This window comes from Rhodococcus sp. P14, assembly GCF_000256505.1.
Classification (GTDB): Bacteria; Actinomycetota; Actinomycetes; order Mycobacteriales; family Mycobacteriaceae; genus Rhodococcus; species Rhodococcus ruber.
The window spans coordinates 1-7,434 of record NZ_AJFC01000033.1; the positions used below are offsets into that span (position 1 = coordinate 1).

Below are 7,434 nucleotides of genomic sequence, written 5' to 3' on the forward strand. Positions count from 1 at the left end.
TGTTGCCCATGAACTCGGAGGAGATCCTGCGCCCTCTCGAAGGCATCCGCGTCCTCGAACTCGGCAACTACATCGCCGCGCCCACCGCGGGCCGGCTGCTCGCCGACTTCGGCGCGGAGGTCATCAAGGTCGAACGGCCCCGCACCGGCGACGAACTGCGCAACTGGCGCCTGTACGCCGGGGACACGTCGATGCTGTACCGCACGGTGAACCGCAACAAGAAGTCCATCGTGGTGGACCTGCGCACCGAGGCGGGCCGGGCCGTGATCCTCGATCTGGTGCGTCACTGCGACGTGCTGCTCGAGAACTTCCGGCCCGGCACCCTGGAGAGGTGGGGAATGGGCCCCGAGGTGCTCGCGCAGATCAAACCGGACCTGGTGATCACCCGGATCTCCGCGTTCGGCCAGACCGGCCCGCTCGCGGAGCGTCCCGGATTCGCGGCCGTGGCCGAGGCCGTGGGCGGGTTCCGGGAACTCGTCGGGGACCCGGACCGGCCGCCGGTGCGGGTGGGGGTGTCGATCGGCGACTCCATCGCCGGGCTGTACGCGGCCTTCGGCTCGGTCACGGCGCTGCTGCAGCGGCAGCTGATCGGGTCACTGCCGCCGGCGAACCGGGTCGTCGACGTCGCCCTGAACGAGTCGATGCTGTCGATGATGGAGTCGCTGATTCCCGACTACCTCGCCTACGGGGTCCGGCGGGAACGGGTGGGCGGCCGCATGGAGGGCATCGCCCCCTCCAACGCCTATCCCTGCTCGGACGGCACCTCCGTGATCATCGCCGGGAACGCGGACGCCATCTTCCAGCGCTACATGCGCACCATCGAGCGACCCGACCTCGCCGACGATCCCGACCTCGCCACCAACGCCGGTCGCTGGGCCCGCCGGGAGGAACTCGACGCCGCGATCGCCGACTGGACGCGGCGTCGGCCGCGCGACGAGGTGCTCGGGATCCTCGACGCCGCGGGGGTGCCGAGCGGGCCGATCTACACGGCGGCCGACATCGTCGACGACGAGCAGTACCGGGCGCGGAACATGATCCAGCACTTCGCCGTCGACGTCGGCGAGGACGAGCCGAAGCAGGTCGGGTTCCCGGGCATCGTCCCCGTGCTCGGCGGCCGGTCGCTGCCCATCCGCCACGTCGGACCGGATCTGGGCGAACACACCCGCGAGGTGCTCGGGGGTCTGCTCGGCCGGACCGAGGCCGAGATCGACGAGCTCCTGGAGGTGGTGTCGTGAGTGGCGGTGTGGTGCGCGGTGGTGTGATGAGCGGTGGTGTCGTGAGTGCCGGGGCACCGCAGCTGCGCGACGTGACCCTGCGCGACGGGCTGCAACTGACCGGCAAGGTGCTGCCCACCGAGCGGAAGGCGCAGATCGTCCGCGCCCTGCTGGCCGCCGGCGTGCCGCAGCTCGAGATCGGCTCCGTGGCCCGGCCCGACCTGGTCCCGCCGATGGCCGGCACGGTCGAGCTGATCGGGATGCTCACCCCCGAGGAACTCGACCGCTGCTACATCTGGGTGGCCACGCCGCGGCACGTGGAGAAGGCGGCCGCCGCCGGCGCCCGGCACTTCCAGTACTGCCTGTCGGTGTCGGACGCCCACAACCGCGCCAACATCGGACGGGACACCGACGCGAGCCTCGCCGCGATGCCCGCCGCGGTGGAACACACCCGCGCCGCCGGCGGCACCATCCAGCTCTGCCTCGCCACTGCATTCACGTGCCCGTTCGACGGGCCCGTCGACCCCGACCGGGTGCTCGAGATCGCGTGCGACCCGCGCGCCGACGGCGCCGCCGACATCGTCCTCGCCGATACCCTCGGTCAGGCCGTGCCCGCGCAGGTCACGGCGCTGGTGTCCCGGGTACGTGCGGACTCCCCCGCCCGCCGCATCGTCTTCCACGGCCACGACACCTGGGGCCTGGGCGTCGCCAACAGCCTCGCCGCGATCGAGGCGGGCGCCGCGGTGGTGGACGGCTCGCTCGGCGGACTCGGTGGTTGCCCCTTCGCACCCGGCGCGAGCGGCAACACCGCGAGCGAGGACCTGCTCTTCGCCACCCGGCCCGCGTGGCTGACCCCGCCGGTGTTCGCCGACCTGGTCCGGCTGGGCGAGTCCGTCGTCACCGAGCTGGGCGAGCCGAACCGCGCCCGCGCCGCGCAGGGTGCCCGATCCGAGGCCGCGGCGTTCGAATGGGTGGTGCGGCGGTGAAGGTGCTGATCGCCCCGGACAGTTTCAAGGGCACGTACCGCGCCGCCGAGGTGGCCGACGCCGTGGCGGCGGGCGCGGAATCGGCCGGGCTCGAGACGATCCGGATGCCGGTCGCCGACGGCGGCGACGGCACCCTCGCGGTGCTCACCGGCCCGCTCGGTCTCGAGCTGATCGAGATCGACTCCGTCAATCCGTGGCGCGCCCCGTGTGCGGGTTCGTTCGGGCTCGGCGAGGACGGCACCGCGGTCGTCGAGCTCGCCACCTTCAGCGGAATCACCACACCGCACAAGGGCTTCCGCGATCCGATGACGGCGGACACCTACGGCACCGGGCTGGCGATGGCCGAGGCCGTGCGGCGCGGCGCCACGCACGTCGTCGTCGCGGCGGGAGGATCGGCCACGACCGACGGTGGGCTCGGTGCGATCGCCGCCGTCATGGACGCCGGCGGCCTGGGTACCGCCACCGTCACGGTACTGACGGACGTGACCACCCGCTACACCGACGCCGCGCGGGTGTTCGGCCCGCAGAAGGGCGCGGACGCGACAACCGTGGAACGGCTCACCCGCCGCCTCGAGGACGCGGCCGTGACGTTGCCGCGTGATCCGCGGGAGGTGGACGGGACCGGCGCGGCCGGGGGTTTCGCCGGCGGCATGTGGGCGCAGTTCGGCGCGGATCTGCGCTCGGGAGCCGACTTCGTGCTCGACGCGCTCGGGTTCGACACCGCACTCGCCGGCGCCGACCTCGTCGTCGTCGGCGAAGGACGCCTCGACGGGCAGTCCCGCTCGGGAAAGATCGTCTCGGCGATCCTCGCCCGGGTGCACGCGGCGCCGGTCGTGGCGGTGGTGGGATCCGTGGGCGACGACCTCGGTGACTACCGGGACCGGTTCGCGGAGATCATGATCGCCACCGATCTCGACGCCCTGCGCGCGGCCGGTGCCCGGCTCGCACGCCTCGGCTGACTCGGTCGCGACCGGGAAGGAACGTCATTCGCACGGCGGTGCGGTGACGGACGGCGGTGCGGTGACGGACGGCGACGTCGAGTCGGGGTGGGGGCCGGGATCCGGGTCGGACGCCCGCATCGACCAGCCCGCGGGCCGGACCTGCGGAGTGTCGCGCCCCGGGCACGGGACCGCGGTCGGCGCCCCGGTGTCCGGGCCGGGGCCGGCCGAGGGGGCGGGCACGAACCGGGCGGCGTCGGCCGGACGCGGCGGTTCGGACGGGCCGGCCCCACCGATGGCGACGGCCAGCCCGCCGCCGAGCAGGACGGCCAGCGCGACGACGACCGCCGCCAGCAGCGCGACCCGCCGTGACGACGGCGACGAGGGCGCCGGTAGCGGTTCGGTGCGTGCGGCCACGAGCGCGGCTCCGGTGGCCCGGTGCCACGGCCCGCCGTGCGGCGTCACGAACGGCACGCCGAGCGCCGCCGCGAGCGCACGGGCGGCGGCGACGTCGCCGGGGCGCAGGTCCGGGAACACCAGCGCCTCCGGTGCGACACCGGCGAGCGCCCCGGCCTCGCCGGCGGCCTCCGGTAGTGCGAGCGCGATCTGACCGAAGTCGTCCTCCGCCACGGCAACCGACGCGAGCACCGCACCCGAGCGGATGTCGGCGACCGACACGCGCACGGTCGCATCGTCGGGGCCGATCAGGACCACCGTCCGCACACCGTCGAGCTCCGGGGCCGCAGCGAGGAAGGCCAGCCGGGCTTCGTCGATCCCCACGGTCCGCACCTCGGTCGTCCCGGAGTCCGGGACGACCGTCGCGGGTGCCACCAGTCCGGCTCGGGTGAAGTGCACCTCCGCCCGCGCGGCACGCTCGGTCATCGCCGTGAACGCCCGGCTCACCGCCTCAGCCTCGGCACGGTCCCCCACGGGCCAGCGTTGCGTGTCGAACGGGCCGAGGACCGGAACGTCGGCGTCCACGAGCACCGCACAGACCTCACCGGCATCGATCGCGACGCCGAGCACCGCACGCATCACTGCCCTTTCGCCGACGGGACGAGGCTCGAGCCTAACGCACGGCGAGGTGGGGACACCGCGAGCGAGAAGGGACACGCCGCGGTCGAGCAACCGCGCGGGCGGTGCCGGACGAGCCCGGACTACGGCGGCTCGGGGTAACACCCCACCGTCAGCCCCACCGTCGCGGCGAGATTGCTGCCGAACGCGATGACGGAACCATCCGCGGCGAACATCCGGATCTCGAGCCCCGTCCCGACCGGTATGGACCGGGAGCCGTGAAATCCGCTGCCCGCCAACGATTCCTCGAACACCCGTGCCGCCCGCTCCAGCTGCCCGGCCGGCACGGGCCGATCGGAGAGCAGCGCGGGGAGGAACACCGTGGTGCCCGCCGAGCCGTCGGGCAGTTCGCAGTAACCCGTCGTCCCCCGGGTCGACTGCCGGAACTGCATCTCCGGGAATGCGCGTGACAGGGCGGCGGTCGCGTCGTGCCGGACCCGGGTGTAGTACTCGACGGCACCGGCGCGGTCCGCGGCCACCGGCTCGGGCACGGCGACGGGGAACGGTCCACCCGCGCACCCGGCGACCACCAGCGCCAGCATCGGCACACCGAGCCGCACCCCCCTCATCGCACCACTCGATCCCTGAGCCCGCCGGCGACCGCGGCGACGTTGTACAGGCTCATCGTGCCGTCGTTCAGGTACTCGCTGTGCCCGGTCGAGCCGAGACGCGGCCGGCCGGACGCGTCCGGCCCGGCGTCGCTCGACAGCTGGGTCACCCCGTCGAGGAAACTCGGATCGCCGCCGAACGTGCCGAGGTCCCCGACCGGGTCGCGGTCGGCCTCGACGAGGTACGCCGCGCCCGGTGGCACCCCCAGTTCGGCGACGTCGTCGGTGCCGATGCCCGGGGCGCCGAGGAACACGGCGGCATCCACACCGACGCCCTGCTGCAGCGCCAGCCCGGTGGCGAGAGCGCCGTAGGAGTGACCGACTGCGGTCACGTGCGGATCCCGCTCGGCGCGCAGGCCGTCGAGGAATCCGGCGAGCCGCGGGGCGGCGCGGACCGCGGCGAGGTCGGAGACCGGGCTCGACTCGGTGCGGGCGAGGCCCCAGCCCCATTGCGGCACCTGATAGTTCAGCCAGGTCACGGCGGCGACCGACTCGGCGCCGCGGCCCGCCGCCTGCAGTTGGCGCTCGGTCTCGTCCTTCAGCGCCGCCATCCGGCTGTCGTATCCGGCGAGATGGCCCTGCACGGTGGACCCGGCGCCCGGGGTGAAGACGGTGACGTGGTCGGCGGTGTCGACATCTCCGACCGCCACGGCGGCCATCGCTTCGCGGCCCGAGAGGTCGAGAGTCAGCAACTGCCGTGCCGGCCGGGACAGCGCCACCTCGACGGCGTCGAGCGCGGCGATCTTGTTGCGGGTCTGGGCGAGCCCGGCGTCGGCGTTGCTCGTCAGTCCGCCGAACGGAGCGGCGTCGAGCTGGGCCTGCAAGCGGGCGGCGACCGCCTCGAGCCGGTGCCGTTCGGCCGCCAGCTGCGCGCGGTTGGCCGGGTCCCGCACCGCGGCGGGCACCCCGTCGAGGTTGCCGATCCGCTCGGGCGCCGAGGCGGCGAGCCACGTGCGCTCGCCGTCGTCGAGTCCGGCCCACCATGCCGCCACCTCGGCCGCGGCCGTCCCGGCTGGCGGCACCACGGCGGTGGGTGCGGGTGCAGCGCGCACGGCACCGAAACCGAGCGGACGGGACGCCGGTTCGTGCACCGTCCCGGCGAGATCGGCCGCGGCCCACCGATCGAGCGCCTCGGCCCGGTCGAGGACCGCCCGGATGCGGGCCTCGGCCTCGTGCCGGTGCGAGTCCGCGTCCGGTCCCGGGCCGGCCGTGACGGTTCCGTCGTCCCGCACCGTCAAGGCCCGGTCCCGGGCCCAGCGGGTGGCGTCGTCGAGTTCCGCGCGCAGCGCCCGCAGCCGCGGTGCGCACGATGTCGCGCAGCGGCTCACCTCGCGATACGCGTCGGACCGCCGCGCGATCTGCTCGGCGACGTCACCGATCCGCCGCTCGGCGGCGGCGTGGGCGATGCCCGACCACTGTCCGCCGAACCGTCCGGTGATCTGTGTCCCGATCCGCTCGAGTTCCTCCGCGTGCCGGTCCAGCACCGTGCCGAGACCGTCCAGTGCATCCGGGTCCCACTGCTGCAACTGCCGAAGATCCATCGATCCACCCCCCTGGCGCGGCAGCCTAACCGGCCGCGCGCCCGCCGCGGCGCGATGCGACCCTGCGGCGGGCGAACTGTGGAGAAACGGTCCGGGTGTGGACAACTCGCGACCGGCACGGGCGGCCGGACGCCGTCCGCCCCCGGTGCGTGGCACCGGGGGCGGACGACGAGGACTGCGGCGTCAGATGTCGGAGATCGCCTCGAGCGGCGGGGTGCGCGCGGCGCGCACACCCGGCCACAGGGCGGCGAGCACCCCGACGACGGCCGAGCCGACGAGCATGCCGAGCACCTGTCCCCACGGGACGGCGATTTGGTCGAGGCCCTGATCGGCCAGGGTCCGGACGAAGCCCCAGCCGAACGCCAGACCCAGCACCAGACCGACGACCGCCCCGAACACCGCGATGAGCATCGACTCGAGGTAGATGGTGCGGCGGACCTGGACCCGCTGCATGCCTACCGCGCGGAGCATGCCGATCTCCCGGCGGCGTTCCACGACGGACAGCGCGAGGGTGTTGACGATGCCCAGGATCGCGATGACCACCGCCAGCGCGAGAAGCCCGTAGAGCACGGCGAGCAGGGTGTCGATCTGGGCGGCCTGCTGGCCCTTGAACTGCTCCCGGTCGAGCACCTGCACCACGACGAACTGTTTGGTGGCGTCCTCGAGGGCCGCGCGGATCGCATCCGGGTCGCTGCCGGCCGCGGTGTCGACGAACACCACGAAGTCCGCGCGGGAGGCGGGGGCGGTGAACTCCTGGTAGACCTCCTCGGAGACGACCCACGAGCCGAGCAGCTGGTTGTCGGCGAAGATGCCGCTCACCGTCGTGGCGACGTCCTCGCCGTCGCGGCTGGTGAGGGTGACCGCATCGCCGACCCGCCAGCCCTTCTCCGCGGCCGTGGTCTGCGACACCAGCAGGTCGGTGCCGGCGACGTCCTCCCGTCCCTCGACGACGTCGACCTCGAGCACGTCGCCGAGCGGCCCGGACAGCGCGACGCCGAACGTGTCCTCGTCGCCGATGCGCGCCGGGACGCCGTGCATCGCGACGGTCTCCTCCACGCCGTCGGCGCGGGCGG

The 7,434-nt window shown here is 74.0% G+C and carries 7 protein-coding genes; 3 read left to right on the forward strand and 4 right to left on the reverse strand.

The window, feature by feature from the left end:
- Window positions 1–8: 8 nt before the first annotated feature.
- The 3 genes from OEY_RS0102515 to OEY_RS0102525 are packed head-to-tail and all read left to right on the forward strand — an operon-like array spanning window position 9 to window position 3,159.
- Window positions 9–1,235, forward strand: a complete 1,227-nt coding sequence (locus OEY_RS0102515; RefSeq protein WP_017682394.1) for a CaiB/BaiF CoA transferase family protein — start codon at window positions 9–11, stop codon at window positions 1,233–1,235.
- Between the two features lie 26 nt (window positions 1,236–1,261).
- Entirely contained in the window at window positions 1,262–2,200 is a 939-nt protein-coding gene (locus OEY_RS0102520) for a hydroxymethylglutaryl-CoA lyase (RefSeq protein WP_051009361.1), read from the forward strand.
- A complete protein-coding gene (locus OEY_RS0102525) occupies window positions 2,182–3,159 on the forward strand; it encodes a glycerate kinase (RefSeq protein ID WP_010592376.1) in 978 nt (325 codons plus the stop codon). Before OEY_RS0102520 ends, OEY_RS0102525 begins: the two co-directional genes overlap by 19 nt.
- 24 nt (window positions 3,160–3,183) lie before the next feature.
- Here OEY_RS0102525 and OEY_RS0102530 read toward each other — a convergent pair whose 3' ends face one another.
- The 4 genes from OEY_RS0102530 to OEY_RS0102545 form a co-directional block, all read right to left on the reverse strand.
- Window positions 3,184–4,173 carry a hypothetical protein gene (locus OEY_RS0102530; RefSeq protein ID WP_010592377.1) on the reverse strand — a complete coding sequence of 330 codons (990 nt, stop codon included), beginning with the start codon at window positions 4,171–4,173 and terminating at the stop codon, window positions 3,184–3,186.
- Window positions 4,174–4,295: 122 nt separating this feature from the next.
- Window positions 4,296–4,781 (reverse strand): hypothetical protein, encoded by a 486-nt coding sequence (locus OEY_RS0102535; protein WP_026138004.1) that lies wholly within the window; start codon window positions 4,779–4,781, stop codon window positions 4,296–4,298.
- Window positions 4,778–6,361 (reverse strand): alpha/beta hydrolase, encoded by a 1,584-nt coding sequence (locus OEY_RS0102540; protein WP_010592379.1) that lies wholly within the window; start codon window positions 6,359–6,361, stop codon window positions 4,778–4,780. Before OEY_RS0102540 ends, OEY_RS0102535 begins: the two co-directional genes overlap by 4 nt.
- Window positions 6,362–6,544: 183 nt before the next feature.
- Window positions 6,545–7,434, reverse strand: an 890-nt coding sequence (locus OEY_RS0102545) for an ABC transporter permease (protein WP_010592380.1), incomplete at its 5' end; no start/stop codon positions are given.

Coding starts and splice junctions, on each gene's coding strand:
- OEY_RS0102525 (WP_010592376.1), top strand. CDS start 2,182: ATGGGTGGTGCGGCGGTGAAGGTGCTGATCGCCCCGGACAGTTTCAAG.
- OEY_RS0102520 (WP_051009361.1), top strand. CDS start 1,262: ATGAGCGGTGGTGTCGTGAGTGCCGGGGCACCGCAGCTGCGCGACGTG.
- OEY_RS0102540 (WP_010592379.1), bottom strand. CDS start 6,361: ATGGATCTTCGGCAGTTGCAGCAGTGGGACCCGGATGCACTGGACGGT.
- OEY_RS0102515 (WP_017682394.1), top strand. CDS start 9: ATGAACTCGGAGGAGATCCTGCGCCCTCTCGAAGGCATCCGCGTCCTC.
- OEY_RS0102530 (WP_010592377.1), bottom strand. CDS start 4,173: ATGCGTGCGGTGCTCGGCGTCGCGATCGATGCCGGTGAGGTCTGTGCG.
- OEY_RS0102535 (WP_026138004.1), bottom strand. CDS start 4,781: ATGAGGGGGGTGCGGCTCGGTGTGCCGATGCTGGCGCTGGTGGTCGCC.